Below are 20,796 nucleotides of genomic sequence, written 5' to 3' on the forward strand. Positions count from 1 at the left end.
ACTACAAACAGATTTTCAATATTAGAAATCTAAGTCTACATCACAGGTAGGAATTTTATGTGTTTATCTGTTTTATATCTGTAAGTCAAATAGATGTCTTATATTAAGGTGCTATAAACTTAGTTTGATAAACTAAAAATCAATCATTCATGAAAAAAACATTACTCTTTTTCCTTATTCCCCTTTTCTTTTCTTTAAAATCCTACAGCCAAATAGGCATTAATCAACCTACAGATTATGAGGTTTGTGATGATGATGGAGATGGTACAAATGCTTTTGATCTAACCATAAAGGATGCTGAAATACTAGGAAGTTTAGATGCAGCAAACTATATTGTCTCTTATCATGAATCTTTAAATAGTGCTGAACTAGATGTTAATCCATTAGCGAGTCCTTATTATAATGTAACAAATCCACAAACAATCTTTGTCAGGGTTTTTGAATTATCTACAGGGAATTATGAGATAACTAATTTTAATCTTAGAGTAAACCCGAATATTGTTGATAATTTTGGCGCAGAGCAGATTTCATGTGGTGTAGATGGTTTTGCTGTGTTTGATCTAACAGAAAGTTCTTATGTATTTATGGGAGGTGAACCTAATCTGACAGTTTCATACTTTTTAACTGCTCAAGATGCTATTACTAATGTTAATGCAATTGCCAACCCAGAAGCTTTTACAAACACTACACCTTACTTCCAAACACTATATGTGCGAGTAGAGAATGACGTAACAGGTTGCTATACTGCTAGTTCTAATAATAATCTATATCTTAGTGTAAGCGATGTTCCAAATTTCAATTCTCCTTCACCATTAGTTGTTTGTGATACAAATAATGATGGCTTTGAAGAGTTTGATTTATTCTCTAAAAATCAAGAGATTCTTGGTCAGCAAGATCCTGATTTATACGGTATAACTTATCATGAAACTTTGGCCGATGCCGAGTCTTTTTCAAATGCAATAAATCAATATTACACTAATATTGTTGCTTTCAATCAAACTATTTATGTACGTATAAGGTCTTATTTTGGTAATTGTTATCAAGTATTACCTTTAGATCTTGTTGCAGATGTTAATTGTATTTCACTGAGTGCTGTTACGATGAATGAATGTTCAGAAACTATAAACAATATCGTAACTTTTGATTTAACATCTTTAAATTCTGAAATTGTAAATGGAGCAGATGTGTCAAATTTCCTCTTTTCGTATTTTACTTCTCAGACTGATGCAGAAGCGCAAATAAATGAAATTGCCAATCCTACAAATTATATGAATACGGATAGTACTCAAACTATTCATGTAAGGGTTGAAGAAATTGCAACGGGTGTTAATGATTTAACTACAATAACATTAAATATATTAGAAATACCTGAAGTTATTTCAGACACGACCTATACGATTTGTGATGGGCAAGAGGTCGTATTGAATCCTGCGCCAAATTCTAATGGAAATTGGATTTTTGATTGGAGTACATTTCAAACCACTCCAGAAATTGTTGTAAGTGAAGCTGGAATCTACACTGTAGAAGTACGTTCATCAGAAGAAAGCTGTTCGGAGACTGTAACTTTTGAGGTTGTAGTAACTGACTCTCCGTCAATAAGTGAAGTTGCAACTGACTTAACAAGTTGTGAGCCTAATGCTGTTTTTGATTTAACCTCTAATTTACCCGAAATTTTAAATGGATTAGACGCATCTCAATTTATAATTGGGTATTTCAATGATATTGTTTTAGCTAATACTAATAACAATGCTATTGCTTCGCCAGAAAGTTATTCGTTGCAATCTACATTAGAGACAATATATGTTAGAGTTCAAAATCTAAATGACGATTGTTATTCAATTTCTAGCTTCAATATATCTACTGATGCTTCATGTCCATTAGAGTTTAGTTGTGAAGAAGGACCAATAACAAATACTTTTTGCTACGAAAATAACACTCAAATACAATACATATATCAAAGTACTGATGGAACTCCACTTCAAGTTAATTTTATAGAAGGAATTGTAGAAAACAATTGGGACGAGTTAGTCATTTTAGATTCTGATGGTGTTACTAATCTTAACCCATCCGAAACAACGTACGGTAATAATGGTGATTTGTCTGGTTTAGTATTTACCTCTTCAGGAGATAATATCACTATTTTCGTTCAGGCTGATGGAAGTATCTCATGTCAAACTCAAAACTATACGTCAATAACGTACGAAGTGTCTTGTGTAGATACAAGTGTAATTCCAGATTGTCTACAAGCCTTATCCGAACCCTTAGATGGTGCTATTGATGTTAGTGAAAATGTAGATTTAAGTTGGAGTCCAGCAGTTGGTTTTGTAACAGGCTATACAGTGTCTGTTGGTCTTACTTCTGGAGGAACCGAAGTTATTGATAATGTAGATGTAGGTGCAGTATATGAATATGATTTAGAAACACTAGATTATGAAACTACGTATTATGTAACAGTTGTACCTTACAATACAAATGGTCCGGCCGAAAATTGTAATGAGTTTAGTTTTACGACCAGAGCAAATCCAAATCAAACAATTATTTGTCAGGATGGACCTGTAAATACAACATATTGCTATGGTAATAATGATACTACAGAATTCAATTTTCAAAGTTCGGATGGTCAGCCTTTAACAGTAGTGTTTAATACTGGTGGTATTGAGGTTAATTGGGACGAACTTTATATTGAAGATTCTGACGGCACAGTTTTAAACCCTGATTTACCGTATGGTAATGGTGGTGATTTTGCAGGATTAACATATACCTCCACAGGTGATACTTTATCTATTAGATTTGATACCGATGGTACAGTGAGTTGTACGTCTGGTAGTAGTTGTTGTACTGCGCAGTTTGACTTTGATGTCTTTTGCGCTTCATCTGTTGGTTTTATTCAAGTTAATGCCTTTGTAGATGCCAATACTAATAGTGTCTTTGATGCTAACGAGTTTGGTTTTACTAACGGTTATTTTACTTATGAAGTTAATGGAGATGGTGTAATTAATACAGTAAATTCTTCATCAGGAAGTTTTCAAATAATTAGTGCTAACGAAACAGATTCATATGATATTACCTTTAATTTATATGATGAATCAGAAGCTTGTTATGATATAACTACAACGAGTTTTAACGGTGTTTCTGTGGCAACTGGTAGCACTGTAACTGTAGATTTTCCTGTTGTTGAAGAGCAAAGTTGTGAAGACTTAGCGGTATACCTAATCAATAATTGGGCACCTCCAAGACCTGGATTTACTCACACTAATTACTTGTATTTAGAGAATTTAGGCTTTACGACTATAGCTTCTGGATCTGTTGAGTTTACTCTAGATTCTCAACTAATTTTTAATAATACATTTAGTGTAAATCCTGCTTACACCATAACAAATACTGCCAATGGTTTTACGGTAGATTTTGTAAACCTACAACCAGGAGACGTTGAGAGTATTGGAATTTCAATGACGTGTCCTGCAAGTGTAGCACTAGATGATATTGTAACAAATACTGCAACATATCTTACTGACACTAATGATTTAGTACCAGATAATAATTACTCAACATTGTCTGAGGTTGTAGTTGGGTCTTGGGATCCAAATGATAAAATGGAAGCTCACGGACCAGATATAGTATATGATGATTTTGTAGTTTCAGATGAGTGGTTATATTATACGATACGATTCCAAAACTTAGGAACAGCAGAAGCCATTTTTGTTAGAATTGAAGATGCCTTAAATGCTCAACTAGATGAGTCAACATTTCAAATGTTGCGCTCTAGCCACGATTATGTGGTTACTAGAACAGGAAGAGATTTAGAGTGGTATTTTGACAATATTAATTTACCAGCAGAGCAAGATGATGCGGCAGGAAGTATAGGTTTTGTATACTTTAGAATAAAGCCTCTTCCAGGTTATGCAGTTGGTGATATTATACCAAATACTGCAGCTATTTATTTTGATTTCAATGCACCAGTTATAACCAACCGTTTTGATTCTGAATTTGTAGAGCCATTATCTATCAATGACTTTGATAATGTTGAAGTGCAGATTTATCCAAACCCAGCAAAAGACAAAGTAAAGGTTACTTTAAGTCAAAATGTTTTAAATACAACAACGGTATCTTTAGTAGACATTCAAGGTAAGACGATTAATATTCCAAAAAAGGAATTTAATAGTACTGTAGAATTAGATGTGTCCTCTTTAAATGCTGGCTTGTATTTTATTCAACTTAGAAGTGGAAACAACTTAATTATTGAAAAGTTGATTATTGAATAAACGTTAGATTATAATATTTTACAAAAAGCTTCAGATTAATTCTGAAGCTTTTTTTGTAATGTTTAAAAATAGATTTCGTCCAATTCAGCAATTAATAAATCTAACCATGAAAAAAGCAATTTATCTTTTACTTTTTACCGTATTATTTTCAGCATGTAAAAATGAAAAACAAACAGAATCTACAGTTGTAAATGAAATATCAAAAGAAGACATAATTACAAGTATTTATCCTGAATCAATTACCAAAGTGTTTAATGCACATGGCGGAATAGATGCTTGGAATACCATGAAGTCACTTTCCTTTACAATGGAAAAACCAAACGGAAAAGAAGTGACCACCTTAAATCTAAAAACCAGAGCAGAAGTTATTGAAACACCAGATTATAAAATGGGTTATGATGGTACAGCGCAATGGGTTTTAGAGAAGGATAATAAACCGTACAAAGGCAATGCTAAGTTTTACAAAGGTCTAATGTTTTATTTTTATGCGATGCCTTTTGTTTTAGGTGACGATGGTATTATATATGATGATATTGAATCACTTACTTTTGATGGAAAAACCTATCCAGGAATTCTAATTTCTTACGAATCTGGAGTTGGTGAGTCTCCAGACGACCAATATAAAATTTACTATGATGAAGCCACAGGTGAAATGGCATGGTTAGGATATACGGTAACTTTCGGTAAGGATGAAAAGAGTAAAGATTTTCATTTTATTCGTTATAACAATTGGCAAACCATTAATGGTTTGAAATTACCTAAATCAATAGATTGGTATAAGTATGAAAACAGCTTGCCAACAGAAAAGCGAAATACAGTAGCGTTTACCGATGTTTTGTTGTCTAAAAAAGCACCAGAAGTAACAATGTTTAAAATGCCAGAAGGTGCCAATATCGTAAAGTGATGAAAATCTGCCAATCTGAACTTGTTTCAGATTCTCATTTTTGTTCTAGATTCTAAAACCATTTCAGAATGATAACAAATAAAAAAGCGAGCTGTTCAGCTCGCTTTCAATTTTTAACTTTGTTTTTTATTAATGAACTTAAGCCCAAATTTTATCAAGAAAAATCCAATAATAGGTGTAAGAATGTAAAATAAGAGAATAATTAATAATTCATCTATGTCATAACCAAAATAGACACTCTTGTTTCTATATCTCATTGAGCCACCTCCAATGATAAGAAAGCATAAAATGCCAAATATTAACATAAAGTAACCTAAAACTTTTTTCAATGTTATGGATACATTTTGGATTAATCTTGTTGATTATACTTTTCAGAATAACGCTTCCAAAGCTTAGTTTGATGTGTTTCTAAACTAACATTTCTACCATCAATAAAGGCATGAGTTAATTTGTTGGTTCGCATATCTAAGGCATCACCTTCACTAATAAAAAGTGTTGCACTTTTACCAACTTCTAAACTACCATACATATCGTCTATACCCATTATTTTTGCAGGATTCAATGTTATTAATTGAAGCGCTTGCTCTTTTGTTAAGCCATGAGCTACTGTAGTACCTGCGTAAAATGGTAAATTTCTAGAGTTCATACGTTCCATTTGTCCGCTAGTTTCTAAAGATACCAATACACCTGCATCCACTAATATTTTAGCTTGCTTAAATGTGTAATCATAATCATGGTCTTCTAATTCTGGTAATGAATGTACGCGTTGCAACATAACAGATACATTATTTTGTTTTAACACATCGGCAACATCGCCAGCTTGGTAACCACCAACAATAGTTAGCTTTTCTATACCTTGATTTTTCGCAAAGTTTACAGCGTCCGTAATACTTTTAGCATCATCTGCATTAATATATAAATATTTAGAACCATCAAATAAACTAGACATCGCTTCATACGGCAAGTGTTTGTCTTTTTTACTGCCTTTATTGTAAGCTTTAGCTTCAGCAAAATAGTCTGATAATTCTTTTACCTGAGTACTATAGTTTTTGTTTGGTTTTAATCCAGGATCTTCACCTAGCCACCAACGACCACGACTAAAACTACTTGGCCAGTTAATGTGTAAACCATCGTCTGTTTTAATAGACGCGTCTTCCCAGTTCCAAGCATCGTAGTGTACAATAGAAGAGGTTCCTGTAATACGTCCACCTCGAGGCACTACTTGCCCAAGTAAAACACCATTCGGTCGCATAGATTCTATAACTTTAGACTCTGCATTATAAGCAATGATACTACGAACATTAGGATTAAAAGTACCGATTTCCGAAAGATCGTTAGACGCTTTTACAGCATCGACTTCAACCAAACCTAAGGTTCCGTTAGAAACTATAAATCCAGGATACACGTGTTTGCCTTTGGCATCAATGATATCCATAGCTTGTCTGGTTAGTGGAGTAGAAGCTTCAGGTCCAATCGTTGTTATTTTACCATTGCTCACCACAATGATGCTGTTTTCAATAACGTCTCCGTTGCCAATATGTGCTGTTGCACCAACAATAGCAAAATCCTTAGTTTGCTTTGGTGCAGGTGTTTGCTGTGCAAAATTGAAAGTAACACACAGCATTAAAAGAACAATATTTATAGATTTTAATGTTTTCATTTTAATAAGTTTTAATGGTGATGTGTTGTATGCTCTCCATCCATAGAATCGCAATGCAATAACTCTTTTTCTTTCTTTTGGATAGGCTGTGTTTTCAACCCTTTATTTTTCTCTTGAAGCATGCTGTTAATAAGCTCGCTTTTTTCTTTTTGAACGGCTTTTCGCATTTGTTTGTCGCGTTCTAAATCAAAGTAAGTTACACCTTCAATGATTGTCTTTTCTGCTTTTGCGTATACTGAAAGTGGATGGTCTGACCATAAAACAACATCAGCATCTTTACCAACTTTAAGACTACCAACTCTATCATCTAAATGAAGTAGTTTCGCCGGATTTAAAGTCACAAACTTTAATGCATCCTCTTCGCTAACATTACCATATTTTACAGACTTTGCAGCTTCTTGATTCAATCGACGAGACATCTCAGCATCATCACTATTAATCGCAGTAACTACACCAGCATTGTGCATTATAGACGCGTTGTAAGGTATAGCATCATTTACTTCGTATTTGTATGCCCACCAATCGCTAAAGGTTGAGCCACCAACACCATGATCTTTCATTTTATCAGCAACTTTGTAACCTTCAAGTATGTGTGTAAATGTGTTAATGTTGAAGTTGAATTGCTCTGCAATTTTCATCAACATATTTATTTCACTTTGCACATAAGAGTGGCAAGAAATGAAACGTTCTTTATTTAAAATTTCAGCTAAAACTTCCATCTCATAATCCTTACGATAAGGTTTACCACTTTTTTTGGCATCGTCATAAGCTTTTGCTCTTGTGAAATAATCTACAAACACTTGCTCAACTCCCATACGAGATTGTGGGAAACGCTCATTATTACTAAATCTGGATTGCTTCACGTTTTCACCTAAAGCGAATTTTATAAACTTTGGTGAATTCTCGTAGATGAGGTTATCAGCAGATTCTCCCCATTTTAATTTAATAATTGCCGAACGACCACCAATTGGATTTGCAGATCCATGTAAAATCTGAATCGAAGTCACTCCACCAGCAAGGTTTCGGTAAATGTTGATGTCTTCATCATCTATAACATCTTCTATAGTAACTTCGGCAGAAGAATTTTGTCCTCCTTCGTTAATAGAAGCAGCTGCAATATGTGAATGCTCGTCAATGATTCCAGCAGTAATGTGTTTTCCTGTAGCATCAATTACGGTAGCATTTTTGTCTGAAAGGTTTTTACCAATTTTTGAAATCCTACCGTTTTTAATGAGTAAATCGGTATTTTCTAAAACACCATCATTTTCATTGGTCCAAACCGTTGCATTTTTAAATAATAAGGTTTCAGATTTTGGTTGTTCAGTAAACCCGAAAGCTAAATTAGGATAGGTAATAGGATGCATACTTTCGCTTGAAGCTTCTGAGGCTTTCTTATCGTTTTTCTTAGAGTCCTTTTGCTCGTTTGAACTTGCCTTACTTGCAAAAAATGACAATTCATTACCATTTGGTAAAATGGCTTTACCATTTAGGCTATTGCTATTTGCAGCATTGGCTACTACTCTAATAAATTCACTTTTTGTACTATCTGCAGTTTTAAAGGTTAGGTTAACCCAATCATTCGCGTAGTTTAATTTAGAGCCTAATTGATGGTCTCCACTTTCAAGTTTTGCATTAGGTTTTGATGTACTTCCAGAAATAGAGAGTTTGTAATCTTCGCCTGCTAATTTAAATTTGTAATCACCATCAATATCTCTGTTGTTCATGTCTTCAATTACATGCGCTTCACCTTGAACCCAGTTTTCGAAGAGTTTTGTGTTCTTTTCAAAAATATCTCCAGAAGTAATTAAAAAGTTGGCATAGCTACCAGCTTTTAAAGTACCTAAAACATCAGATTTTCCTAATAACGAAGCAGGAACTGTAGTTAACGCTTCAAGTGCTTTTTGCTTAGAAAGTCCGCTTTCTATGGCTTTTAGTAAATTAGATTTAAATGATTTTTTAGACTTTAAACCATGTGTTGTTAAGGCGAAATTAATACCATTCTCAGCCAATAATCTTGGGTTATGAGGCTCTTGATTCCAAGCACGCATATCGCTCAATGATAATGTTGAAGCTAAGTGTGCATTTTCTACTTCGTAAGCTAATCTAAAGTCAATTGGGAGAATAATTGTAGCATTAGTTTGCTTTACTTCGTTAATGCGTTCATATTCATCACCACCACCAACAATGGTATATTGCACATTAGATTCATCACCAACTTTGTCAGCCCTTAAAAGATTGGCTCTACTACCAGCTTCAAAAATTTGTAAAAGCGATGTGTTTTTGTTTAAGGCTTCTAATGATAAATCTTTAGTATTTACATTGCCACCTGCATACCATTTGGCATCGTTGTACATCTGTCTCAATAAAGCCATGCTTCCCATAATTGAAGAAGGGTAAGATTGACGCGATTTTACACTTTTACGAAACGAAAAATGCTGAGTGGTTTCGCCATCTACAACGCGTAGTGAATTATCCGCATCATTATTTAAGGCAATAAGAGCACCAGTTCCTCTTACAATACCATCTGGCATATGCGTGTTAACCACACCAAAACCAAGTTGATGTAGTTCTGTTGCTGATTTAGAATCGTAGTTAAAACTTGCCATCACATCTTGCTCTGGCATCACGTGGTCATTCCAGTAAAAGCCACTTCTGCTGGCACCATATCTTGGGCCATTGCCACCACGTTCTGGATTTTTTACACCAAACGTTGTATAGATATCTATAAAAGAAGGGTAAATGGTTTTTCCTGAAACATCAATGGTTGTGGTGTTTTTCGGAATGTTTACTGAAGTGCCTACGTTTACAACTTTACCGTCTTTAATTAATAAAGTGGCATTGTTTAAAACCTCTGTTGGAGAAACGTAAATTGTAGCATTTGTAAGCGCAGTGTAATTAGTGTTTTTAGATTTTACACCAGTATTACTAGGAAAATAATCTTGTGCAAATAGCGAAAAACTGCACATAAAAATGAGCAGCCGTAAAAATACTTTTGTCATAAAATGGTTAGTTAATTTGAATTCTAAAGATAGCGATTAAAGGCTATTGAAAAATTGAATTAAGATTTTTTAACTTTTAAAGCGATTTATTTTCGAAGTAGTTTACCAATAAGGCTACAACATAACTGTAGCTTTTCATACCGTCAGCTTGATTATTTGCTTTAAGAAAATTATCAAAGGTTTTTTCAAAAAGAGGTTCAATTGGGTTTTCGTAAGATTTCCAAAAGTCTTGCACCTCTTGGTAATTCATTAAAATACCTTTATTTACTGTAGCAAGAATCTCGTAGTATAAATCTTTATCGCGTTTAAAGATTTCTACCAAACAGTAGCGTAAACCAAAGGTGTAACCAGAATATTTAAAATGAAGATCATTGTTATTAATAGCGGCCAAGCAACCAATAAAATTAGCTTCGTTTTCTGCGGCATAGCCCAATTGATGCGCAACCTCATGGCACGATGTGGTTGGAAATTTGTAGGTTGGGATTAATCCATCTACCTGTGCTTCATTTGTAAAAGGGTTCAAATACCCTGAAAATCCCATGTAAGTTAGTGGTACGCTGTAAATTGATTTTTTGATACTTACAGGATTATAATCTAAATGCGGATAGGTTTCAGACAATGTTTTGTAACTGTCTTTTACCATATCAAAAACTTCAGATTTGGTAAAAGGCATGTCCACTTTTGCTGAATCATTTATGGCTAATTGATGATGTAGATTATTCGATTTTTCAATTAATCGCTTTGTGAAATTAACCAACTGTTCTGTGGTGTATTCGGCTTCAAGATCTAACGATTTGTATAGTGGAAGTCTGTAGTAGTTAAATGCCCACAACACATGAAACGCAAAATAAGCCAAGGACAAGGTTGCTAAAATGTCTAATAACCAGTCTTTAGTATCCTTATAAAGACGTTTTCGGTTAATGATAATCCAACGAATTATATAAATACCAGCTAAAGTATAAAAAACATCACCTATTGAAAATGGCAACCAACCAAAGGCATAGCGCATTAATTTAGAGGTGAAAACATAAACACCATTACTATAAAATTGCTCTACAAATACAGGAAATTGCTTTAAGATTTGAATAACAACAATCTGAACAATCAAGAAAAGCGCAATGATGAGTTTTTTGTTTTTCAGCATGACTCAAAAATAGGAAAAACTTGTCATTCCGCACTTGATGCGGAATCTATATTTGCAGAAGGTTGAATATCTATATGAGATCCTGAAACAAGTTCAGGATGACAAAAAACAATAAGTCTTTTTGTACTTTTGTAATCGAAAAATTAAGTATTAATTTAAAAAGATACCCACTTCTGTGGGTAAGTAATATGAGTCAAGATATAAGAAGCCTTGAACCAAAGGCACTATGGAACAAATTTGCAGATCTTAATGCTGTACCTCGTCCTTCAAAAAAGGAAGAACGTGTTATAAAATTTATGAAGGATTTTGGTGAAGGATTAGGTTTAGAAACTATAGAAGATGAGGTTGGTAACGTCATCATTAGAAAGCCTGCAACAGCAGGAATGGAAGACCGAAAAGCCATTGTGATGCAATCGCATTTAGATATGGTGCATCAAAAAAATAACGATACCGTTTTTGATTTTGATACTCAAGGTATCGACATGTATGTAGATGGTGATTGGGTAAAGGCAAAAGGTACTACACTTGGTGCAGATAACGGTCTGGGTGTGGCTACAATTATGGCCATTTTAGAAAGTGATAGTATAGTACATCCTGCTTTAGAAGCCTTGTTTACCATAGATGAAGAAACTGGTATGACAGGTGCAATGGGACTCAAAGGTGGTTTGCTTAATGGTGAAATACTACTGAATTTAGATACCGAAGAAGATGATGAAATAGGTGTTGGTTGTGCAGGTGGAGTAGATGTCACAGCAACAGGTTCATATAATGAGCAACCGGTTTCTAAAGATGGCTACAAAGCTTATAAAGTTGAAGTGAAAGGTTTACAAGGTGGTCATTCTGGTATGCAAATTCATGAAGGTTTGGGTAATGCCAATAAAATTATGAATCGCTTGCTCTATGCTATTATCGAAGATATTAAAGTGGCTGAGATTGATGGAGGTAGTTTACGTAATGCCATACCAAGAGAGAGTGTTGCTGTTGTAGTTTTAAAATCAGATAAAGAAGAGGTGCTGTTAAATGTCTTAAAAGCTTTATCTGAAACGATTAAGAAGGAATACAAAACTATGGAGTCAGATTTACAAATGGTCTTTACAGAAACTGATTTACCAGAAAACGTAATGCCATTTGAAGCGCAATCTCAATTATTAAAAGCATTATATGCTGCACACAATGGAGTATATAGAATGAGTGCAGATATCAAAGATTTGGTAGAAACCTCTAATAATATAGCTAGAGTAATTGTAAAAGATGGTAATATTAAAGTAGGTTGCTTAACACGTAGCTCTGTAGAGTCTTCTAAAATGGATTTGGCAAATGCTTTAAAGTCTACGTTTGAACTTGCTGGTTGTGAGGTTGAATTCTCAGGAAGTTATCCTGGTTGGACACCAAATATGGATTCTGCTATTTTAAAAGTAATGGTTCCAATTTACGAACGCCTTAATAATGGAGATAAACCTCATGTTGCAGCTTGCCATGCAGGTTTAGAGTGTGGAATTCTTGGGCAGAATTATCCAGAAATGGATATGATTAGTTTTGGTCCAAATATTAAAGGAGCACACTCACCAGATGAACGCGCTCAAATTTCGTCAGCTCAAAAGTATTGGGAGTTTGTTTTAGAGATTTTGAAAAACATTCCTAAGAGAGCTTAATATTTTTAGATGCTGAATCAAGTTCAGCATGACATAGTGATAGTACAAAAAAAGGCAGCTGCACTTCGACTACGCTCAGTGACCAGCTGCCTTTTTATATTGTTGTTAAGTTGTTTACTTATTCAGCAATACTTGCAATTTCTATGTCAAAAACTAGGTTTGTTTTTGGTGGGATTAAAGGTGCTCTACCAGCATCTCCATAACCTAAGTAATACGGAATAAATACTCTGGCTTTGTCACCAACTTTCATGTTTAACATTGCTTCTCTAAAACCAGCAACTAAACTAGCAGTTTCATTGTAAGGCATTGTAAAAGGTTTATATTGTCCTGATTGCGCTTGTCTCTCGTCTAACTTACCGTTTTTCTTGGCAACTTCTTCCCAAGTTGTCCAGAATAACTCACCGTTTTCAAAATAACCAGCACAGTCAATATTTACACGGTCTGTAGATTTTGGTTGCACACCATCACTTTCGTGTGTAAAAATCATAGCCATTCCTGTTGGAGACTCAATACGACGACCAGTTAATTCTTCATTTTTCTTTAAAAACTCTTCTTTAGCAATTTTAGCTTTTTCTTCAGCTTCTTTTTTCGCTTCCTCTTTAATGCGAGCAAATTCTGCTTCTACTTTTGGCATGCCTTCTTCAAATACTTTTGGTGCATCAAAGAATTTAGCGTCTTTACCGATTCTAATAATGTTTAGTTCTGTAATAATAACATCTTCCACTGGTTTATGGTTTCTTCTGGCAGGATCAATAACTTTTACATTAGAAATTGAATCTTGTACTTCTAGACCTTTTACCAATTTACCAAAAACAGAGTGACAACTAACTCTAGGTTGATCACATGGTTTTAAATTTCCTTCTGCATCAAAAAAGTCTAAACGTTGTATCGGTACTTCTGTAATGAAAAATTGACTTCCGTTTGTATTGATATTCCCACCATTTGCCATAGATAACATTCCAGGAGCATCATGAGAGTATTTTTTGTTAAAGTCTGCTGCAAATTTATAGCCAGGATCTCCCATACCTGTAGCAGTTGGGTCACCACCTTGAATCATAAATTTGTCGATTACTCTGTGAAAAGTAACACTGTCATAATAACGTTTTCCTTTGTATTCTTCAGATACCATAGGATGATTACCTTCAGCTAAAGCCACAAAGTTTGCTACTGTTACAGGTACATCTTCATAATATAATTCTGCTACCATTGTACCTTTATTGGTAACAAATTCTGCATAAAGTCCGTCTTCTAAATTAGGATACTTCTCTTGGCAAGAGATATTTGCCAATACAACTAATATTATAAACGTTGTAAGTGCTTTTTTAATCATTTTCTTGGGTTATAGTGTTTAAAGTTACTTCACATATTAACGGAACATTTGTTCCTATTCTGTTTTCATCACCATAGTAGCCATAGGCTTTTTGTGATGGAAAGATAAATGTTATTTCATCTCCTGCAGTCATTAGTTTTAAACCTTCACGCAGACCTGTGAATAGTTCTTGCTTATCCATTACATAGGTTCTTTCTGCATTCGCGTAGATTTCATTTCCACTAAGGTCAGACACGTTGTATTCAAAATTAATAATGTCTCCAAAATCTGGTTGAATAGTGTCTTTTTCTGCTTTAGTATTGTAGTAGTACCAAAAACCACTTTCTGAAGCGATATAGTCTTTATCTGGATTATTCTTTATAATCGTTTGAATAATCTCTTGCTCTTTTTCGTTTAGCTTTTTATTGCGCTCTGCCGATTCTTTAAGGAATGAACCAGACTGTACCGTTTCTGGCATTCTGGCTTCGGGCGATTTACAACCCACCAAAAGAAAAGCCGCAATTAGTATGTAGAGTAGGTGTTTCATTACTGGGACAATTCATTTTTATATTGTGGTAATATACTAATAAATTTCTCAATCGTAGCTTCTAAGCTGTCTTCACTGCGTCCACCAGCAGCATTGGTATGGCCTCCACCATTAAAATGTGATCTCGAAAATTCATTTACAGAAAACGTTCCTTTACTTCGTAATGATACTTTTACGATACCTTCTTGCTGGTTTTCAATAAAGATGGCAGCAAAGATGATATCCTTTAATGATAATCCATAGTTAACAAATCCTTCGGTATCTCCTTTTTTAAAGTTGAATTCATCCAACTCAGCCTGCGATAAGGTAATATAAGCTGTGCGTAATTCTGGTATGACCTTTAGGTTTTGAAGCGCTCTGCCCAAAAGCTGCAAACGACTATAGCTATTGGTATCGTAAATGTTATTATGAATGTCTGAATTCTTAGCACCACGCTTCATTAAGTCTCCAACTACTTGATGTGTTCTACTCGTGGTTGATGGAAAACGAAACGAGCCAGTATCTGTCATAATTCCTGTGTACAAACAGGTCGCAATAGCACTGTCTATTTTATTTAAATCGCCTAGCATTTCTATAAAATTGTAAACCATTTCGCAGGTAGAAGACATACTCACATCAGAGTAGGTGTACTTAGCATAATCATCTGGTTGTTGATGATGGTCTATCATAATTTTGGTAGCCGACGACTGTTCTAAAGATATTTCCATATCACCAGCACGATGAAAAGCATTAAAGTCTAAAGTGAAAATAAGCTGCGCTTTGTTTATTAAGGCTTCGCATTGGTCTTGATGAGACTCAAAGATTAAAACGCTGTCATTTCCAGGTAACCACTTTAAAAAATCTGGATAATCGTTAGGTGCAATAACGGTTACTTGGTGATTGTAAGCTTTTAGATAATGAAATAGGCCTAATGTAGAACCCATGGCATCACCATCTGGATTTTTGTGTGGCACAATCACAATGTCTTGTGGTGTGCTAAGTAGTGTTTTTAGTTCTGGAATTTGTGTTTTAATCATAGGAAGCGAATTTACAATTTTTAGTGTTTTTGAAAACGTTTTTAATATGAAATTAAGAATCCTTTATTTTCTTTGATTTTGGTGTCAGGCTGAGCGCAGTCGAAGCCTAATTAGCTATTTGTTTCAATTGCACTTCGACTGCGCTCAGTGTGACAGTATGTAGTAACATTAATTTAATAATTGAGGTGCTTGATAAATTAAAGAAATGCATTACTTTTGCACCCAATTAAAAAATTACACATGGCAACTAACAGAACATTTACAATGTTAAAGCCAGATGCTGTTGAAAAAGGACACATTGGCGCAATATTAGAAAAAATTACAGCTTCAGGATTTAGAATCGTAGCAATGAAGTTAACTCAAATGACTAAGGCAGATGCTGAGGAATTTTACGGAATCCACAAAGAGCGTCCATTCTTTGGTGAACTAGTTGAGTACATGACACGTGGCCCAATCGTTGCAGCTATCTTAGAAAAAGACAACGCTGTTGAAGATTTTAGAACTTTAATTGGTGCTACAAATCCTGCGGATGCTGCTGAAGGTACTATCCGTAAGTTATATGCAGCTTCTATTGGTGAAAACGCTGTACATGGTAGTGATAGTGATGAAAACGCTGCTATTGAAGGTGCGTTTCACTTTGCTGGTAGAGAGATGTTTTAAGAGCATACACTTTATATAATATTAAAAAGACCATCTGTTAGGATGGTCTTTTTGTTTTGTTATTTTGGAAGTAGGCTAGAACAAGTAATTATTTATGGCTATACTAGACTTTTAAAGTGTTTATTTTATAAAATACAGTTTTATTTTTTCGTCTTTAATCAATAGAAGCCCTAAAATTTTATATCCTTCCAGAATTCCAAAATCAGATTCACTTTCATAAGTATACATTTTCAAAATTTGAGTGTTTGAATTGTTGTCTTTAAACCAATATGAAAACCTAAAAGGTTGTCCAAAATCATAAATTGATTTTAACTCACCATTTTTAAGTTTCCCGATATGGGAATTTGTGGAATCTCCATAAATAACATTCAATTCGTTATTTTTTGAGAATGTTGTGTATAAATCAAAGTCAGATTTGAAAAAAGTCTCAACACCTTGATTTTCCTTGTCTAAATAACTTCTATCAAATGTAATTTGAGATTTATAAAGCTTCTCGGGATTTCTAATTATTAAAATTTCATTTCTATTAGTCAATAAATAACCCTGATTTGTTTTTTCAAAATTGAAATTACAAGATGATGAAAATTCATAAACGTTGTTGTCTGTTTTGTTTTCGAAATAAGTTGAAGCTCCCCATTCTCCGTTGCAATTAGGATAGATTCTATAGCTTGAATCTTCATAGATGTTCACAATTGTGTCTTGGATTTCATTAAAATCTGCAACATATTTTTCAAGTAAAAAAGTTTTTTCCCTGAATGAGTATTCCTGTTTTAAATACAATCTTTCATTGTTAACTCTTAAGTCGCAATATGGCATTGAAATAGCTGATTTTGGAAGAAATACGTTCTCAACAAATTTTCCTTTCAAATCATAAACTTTCATTGTCTTGAAGTCAGCAGTAGTATTTTTTCTATTTGTATGGAATAGAAAGTAAAAGTTGTTTTTATAAAGTGCAGTTTCAGCTAGGCGTCCATTATCTGAAATCTTAAGAGTATCAATTTCTATTGATATTTCTTGGCTGATAGAAAATGTTGGTAAAACTAATATTAATATGTATAGGATATGCTTCATGAAAATTGCTGCCAGTTTGCGTAAGATTTCGTTACTTGTTACAGTGACTAATTTAGTGAAAAAACTAGGGCTATAATTTAGTGAAAGGATTTTCTAAGAGAAAATCAGAAGTATTGGACTAAAAAATGTTTACGAACATTATTTTATTTTCCGAAATATTAAATTATACTTTTCCATATTAGTAATTTGGAATTCTTTTTGCGTTGTTTTTTTTTGATAACAAAATATAAACTTGAAGGTGTTATTTTTGTAATGGAACTTATTTATATTTTCAGAAGTTATATCTCTACCAGAGTCTATATCATATTCAGTTTCATATGATGTAAAAACAAGAGTGTCACTTACAAATGAATATTTATAACTTTCTTTTCCAGTGTCAGTACTAATATACGTCAATGTTTTAGGATGGTTGAATATTATAGTATCTGGTTTTTCTCCATTTAGGCCAATTTCTCCAGTAACCCACTTTGTATCTTTAAATAGGTCATAATTTAAATTTTCTTTATCATGATAATCTAAATCCGTTTTGGCTTTCTTTGTTTCAGGTTTCCTACCTCGAATATTACAAGAAGTTATTAATATTAAAATGCTTAACAATAATGTCTTTATTTTCATATTGTTTTGAGTCATAATGTTTGATACCCATAGAATACATGTGTCAAATATTTCCACATTATATTTACACCAGAAAGGTAACTATAATTTTATCATTTATAGTTACCTTTTTGTTTATCACTAAATTATGTTTTATTCTTAATCCACTTTCTTTTTCGCCACAAACGTCCCATTAGGTTGTATAAACTTTACCTGGTTTATTTTGCCATCGGTTTCTACAAATTCTATTTTAAAACCTTCTAACACTTTAAAATTAAACTTGTGTAATGCTGTTGGTATCAACTCATATTCTGGCTGTCCTGGCACAAATACATAGAGTACGTTTTCGTCCTTAATGTAGGCTTTAATCTCAGTACCCATTAAATCGTATGTGCCAACATATTGCTCTAGGGTTTTAGCATCTAAATCTAAGGTATTTGGTGTACGCTTAAAGGCAATAGCATCTGTCATAGGTTCTAAATCGGCTTTAAGAAAATCTATATCTCCTGTAGTGTTTGTAGTAAAACTCACTTTTAGGGCTTTGCCAATTTGTGTGGTATCTGCTTTACCTTCAGAATAATCTATTAGCTCAAAGGTGTCGTAGTGGTGATGATGTATGTATACTTTTTCGCCATCGAGTGTGGCAAACAAACTATCGTTTTCTACAACAATATCAAACTTACCATAGCCTTTGTTTTCATAAGTGCCTGTATAGTCCATTTTGGTATGCGATGGTCTTGTGCCTTTTACATTACCAGACTTGTCTAAATCTTCGGTGTCTTTTTTGGCTTTTAGTGCTTTTTCTACATTGTCTTTGTGCTCTTTTGCCCATTCGGTTTTATTAACCTTTAGCATGTGATCTGCAGCAATGTTTCTAATTAGTCTTGGTACAGCAGAGCCATTTTGGTTAGACAGTACAACAATGCCCAAACTATCGGTTGGGTACAATGCCACACTTGCAGAAAATCCATCAATATTACCACCATGTTCTACCATATAATGCCCTTTGTATGAGTGCAACAACCAGCCATAGCCATAATTAGCAAACTGTACATCTGGCATTTCGTCTTTTGGCATACCACCAGAAACTACCATTTGAGAGCTCATGGCTTCTTTTACATAAGCTTCTGGTATCACTTGAGTATCTCCAAACTTACCTTTGTTAATCCAGGTCATTAGCCACTTGCTCATATCATTAACGCTACTGTTAATACTACCTGCTGGCGACATGCCTGCAATATCGTAGTAGTCCATTTTTTTAACGTTTCGGTCGTCATCTAATCGGTAACCAATGGCTGTGTTTGTGCCGTTTTTCATGCCATCAATCATGGTTTTAGAACGGTCCATGCCTAAGGGTTTAAAGAATTTGTCTTCAATATTTTTTTCCCAGCTTTCGCCTGTAATTTTTTCGGTAATAACACCTTGTAATAAAAACCCAAAATTGTTGTAATACCATTGTTGGCGCACACCTGTAAACGGTTCGTGGTATTGTATACGTGCTACCAATGAGTCTTTATTGTGCGAAGGGAAAAAGTACCAAGCACCATCGTGTCTTGGTAAGCCTGTGCTGTGGCGCATCAAATCTTTAATGATGATATTGCTGTTCATCTCGTCATTATAAAAGCGTAAGTCTGGTACATGTTTTATTGGGCTGTCGTCCAAAGATAATTTTCCATCTTCTCTTAAAATACCGAGTAAAGCAGACGTAAAAGCTTTTGTAGATGAGCCAATAGCAAACAATGTATTGGCATCTACAGGAATTTTATTTTCATAGTCTGCATAGCCAAAACCTTTGGCATAGATAACTTTATCTCCTTCTACAATGGCAACTGCAAATCCAGATGCTTTTGTAGATTCTAACACGGAATTGAATTCTTTTTCAATGCCTTTGAGACGTTTGTCGGTTTGTGCTGAGACAAAGGATAGGAATGTGATTAGGGCTACGATGAGAAATCTGGTTTTCATTTTTTGGTTGGTTTTTGGTTTTAAACTTTAGTTGAAATTCGTCAGTTCGAGTGGTTTTTCATTATGGAAATAATGAAAAATTGCACTTCGATAAACTCAGCAGAGCTGTCGAGAATAGAATTTCTTTGATAAACCTTGTTCTCGATACATCAAGATGCGAACATCTTGACACTCGAACTGACGGTTTATCTTGTTAACTATTTGGTTAGTAGTAAAAAGACTCTCTAAGTTACTGATTTTTAAAGGAAATTTTCAGAAAATTACAATTCGTCATTAAAAATTGACAATTCGGTAATTGCTATTTTAAAAAGCTAGTGTTGTGAAAGATATTTGTCTCGTAATCATAAAACGTCAATCAAAATATCATGAACACACTAGTAAAAATCGCAGTTATATTGGTTTTGAGTTTAGTTAGTCATCAAACTACAGCACAAACCAATTTTGAAAAAGGAATGTCTAAAGCTTTTGAACTTTGGGAAGCAGGCAAATGGGACGAGGCCGAAAATATGTTTGAGCGTATTTCAAACGCTGAAGAAGATGAGTGGCTACCAAACTATTACATTGCACAAATGAACAGCCTAAAAAGCTGGAGCGAAAAAGATGAAACCGTTTTAAAAGCACAGTTAGACAAAGCACAAGTGCATTTAGACATTGCAATGACCAGAAGCGAAGACAATTCAGAATTGTTGGTAATGCAAGCTCAGGTTTATACCAATTGGGTAGCCTACGATGGTGCAACCTATGGGATGAAGTATGCTGGCAAGGTCACAGAACTTTATGCAAAAGCTTTAGAATTAGACCCAACAAATCCCAGAGCAGCATTTTGTAAAGCAGATTGGGGAATGGGAAGTGCTAAATATTTTGGTCAGGATACAGAACCATTCTGCAAAGAAATTGAAGCATCAATAGAACTTTTTGATACCTTTAAGCCAGAGAGCGCTTTTCATCCTAATTGGGGAAAAGAACGTGCAGAACAAGTATTAGCTGAGTGTAAAGAATAAATTATTTAGAGT

At 34.2% G+C, this 20,796-nt stretch carries 14 protein-coding genes; 5 read left to right on the forward strand and 9 right to left on the reverse strand.

Features of this window, described 5'->3' with window-relative positions; translation table 11 throughout:
- The first annotated feature begins 149 nt into the window (after positions 1-149).
- Both ACXAFS_RS13900 and ACXAFS_RS13905 read left to right on the forward strand, forming a co-directional pair.
- The gene (locus ACXAFS_RS13900) at positions 150-4,262 is read left to right on the forward strand and encodes a T9SS type A sorting domain-containing protein (protein WP_475307697.1); all 4,113 of its coding nucleotides are present in this window, start codon (positions 150-152) and stop codon (positions 4,260-4,262) included.
- Positions 4,263-4,368: 106 nt separating this feature from the next.
- Positions 4,369-5,166 carry a DUF6503 family protein gene (locus ACXAFS_RS13905; RefSeq protein WP_475307698.1) on the forward strand — a complete coding sequence of 266 codons (798 nt, stop codon included), beginning with the start codon at positions 4,369-4,371 and terminating at the stop codon, positions 5,164-5,166.
- A 349-nt stretch (positions 5,167-5,515) separates the two neighbouring features.
- On the opposite strand, the gene ACXAFS_RS13910 is transcribed toward ACXAFS_RS13905, so the two are convergent.
- From ACXAFS_RS13910 to ACXAFS_RS13920, 3 genes are all read right to left on the reverse strand, one after another.
- Positions 5,516-6,826 (reverse strand): amidohydrolase family protein, encoded by a 1,311-nt coding sequence (locus ACXAFS_RS13910; RefSeq protein WP_475307700.1) that lies wholly within the window; start codon positions 6,824-6,826, stop codon positions 5,516-5,518.
- Between the two features lie 11 nt (positions 6,827-6,837).
- Positions 6,838-9,825: an amidohydrolase family protein gene (locus ACXAFS_RS13915; RefSeq protein WP_475307701.1), complete on the reverse strand. Its 2,988-nt coding sequence runs from the start codon at positions 9,823-9,825 to the stop codon at positions 6,838-6,840.
- Positions 9,826-9,901: 76 nt separating this feature from the next.
- Complete coding sequence (locus ACXAFS_RS13920; protein WP_475307702.1) at positions 9,902-10,969, reverse strand: DUF3810 domain-containing protein; 1,068 nt, start codon at positions 10,967-10,969, stop codon at positions 9,902-9,904.
- A gap of 188 nt (positions 10,970-11,157) precedes the next feature.
- Here ACXAFS_RS13920 and ACXAFS_RS13925 point away from each other — a divergent pair, with 188 nt between their 5' ends.
- On the forward strand, positions 11,158-12,621 hold the full coding sequence (locus tag ACXAFS_RS13925; RefSeq protein WP_475307703.1) for an aminoacyl-histidine dipeptidase: 1,464 nt from the start codon (positions 11,158-11,160) through the stop codon (positions 12,619-12,621).
- Between the two features lie 118 nt (positions 12,622-12,739).
- Here the strand turns inward: ACXAFS_RS13925 and ACXAFS_RS13930 are convergent, their stop codons facing one another.
- The 3 genes from ACXAFS_RS13930 to ACXAFS_RS13940 are packed head-to-tail and all read right to left on the reverse strand — an operon-like array spanning position 12,740 to position 15,493.
- Positions 12,740-13,951: a peptidylprolyl isomerase gene (locus tag ACXAFS_RS13930; protein ID WP_475307705.1), complete on the reverse strand. Its 1,212-nt coding sequence runs from the start codon at positions 13,949-13,951 to the stop codon at positions 12,740-12,742.
- Entirely contained in the window at positions 13,944-14,477 is a 534-nt protein-coding gene (gldI, locus tag ACXAFS_RS13935) for a gliding motility-associated peptidyl-prolyl isomerase GldI (protein ID WP_475307706.1), read from the reverse strand. The genes ACXAFS_RS13930 and gldI overlap by 8 nt, the downstream gene beginning before the upstream one ends.
- Complete coding sequence (locus tag ACXAFS_RS13940; RefSeq protein ID WP_475307707.1) at positions 14,477-15,493, reverse strand: DHH family phosphoesterase; 1,017 nt, start codon at positions 15,491-15,493, stop codon at positions 14,477-14,479. The genes gldI and ACXAFS_RS13940 overlap by 1 nt, the downstream gene beginning before the upstream one ends.
- Positions 15,494-15,733: 240 nt before the next feature.
- On the opposite strand from ACXAFS_RS13940, the gene ACXAFS_RS13945 reads away from it, so the two are divergent.
- On the forward strand, positions 15,734-16,153 hold the full coding sequence (locus ACXAFS_RS13945) for a nucleoside-diphosphate kinase (protein ID WP_331809424.1): 420 nt from the start codon (positions 15,734-15,736) through the stop codon (positions 16,151-16,153).
- Between the two features lie 120 nt (positions 16,154-16,273).
- On the opposite strand, the gene ACXAFS_RS13950 is transcribed toward ACXAFS_RS13945, so the two are convergent.
- The 3 genes from ACXAFS_RS13950 to ACXAFS_RS13960 form a co-directional block, all read right to left on the reverse strand.
- Positions 16,274-17,224: a hypothetical protein gene (locus ACXAFS_RS13950; protein WP_475307709.1), complete on the reverse strand. Its 951-nt coding sequence runs from the start codon at positions 17,222-17,224 to the stop codon at positions 16,274-16,276.
- 138 nt (positions 17,225-17,362) lie between these two features.
- The gene (locus ACXAFS_RS13955; RefSeq protein WP_475307710.1) at positions 17,363-17,839 is read right to left on the reverse strand and encodes a hypothetical protein; all 477 of its coding nucleotides are present in this window, start codon (positions 17,837-17,839) and stop codon (positions 17,363-17,365) included.
- 138 nt (positions 17,840-17,977) lie between these two features.
- Positions 17,978-19,783, reverse strand: a complete 1,806-nt coding sequence (locus ACXAFS_RS13960) for a serine hydrolase (protein WP_475307711.1) — start codon at positions 19,781-19,783, stop codon at positions 17,978-17,980.
- A 365-nt stretch (positions 19,784-20,148) separates the two neighbouring features.
- On the opposite strand from ACXAFS_RS13960, the gene ACXAFS_RS13965 reads away from it, so the two are divergent.
- Complete coding sequence (locus ACXAFS_RS13965) at positions 20,149-20,784, forward strand: tetratricopeptide repeat protein (protein ID WP_475307713.1); 636 nt, start codon at positions 20,149-20,151, stop codon at positions 20,782-20,784.
- The last annotated feature ends 12 nt before the right edge of the window (positions 20,785-20,796 follow it).

This window comes from Winogradskyella sp. ABM4_392 (genome assembly GCF_056160445.1).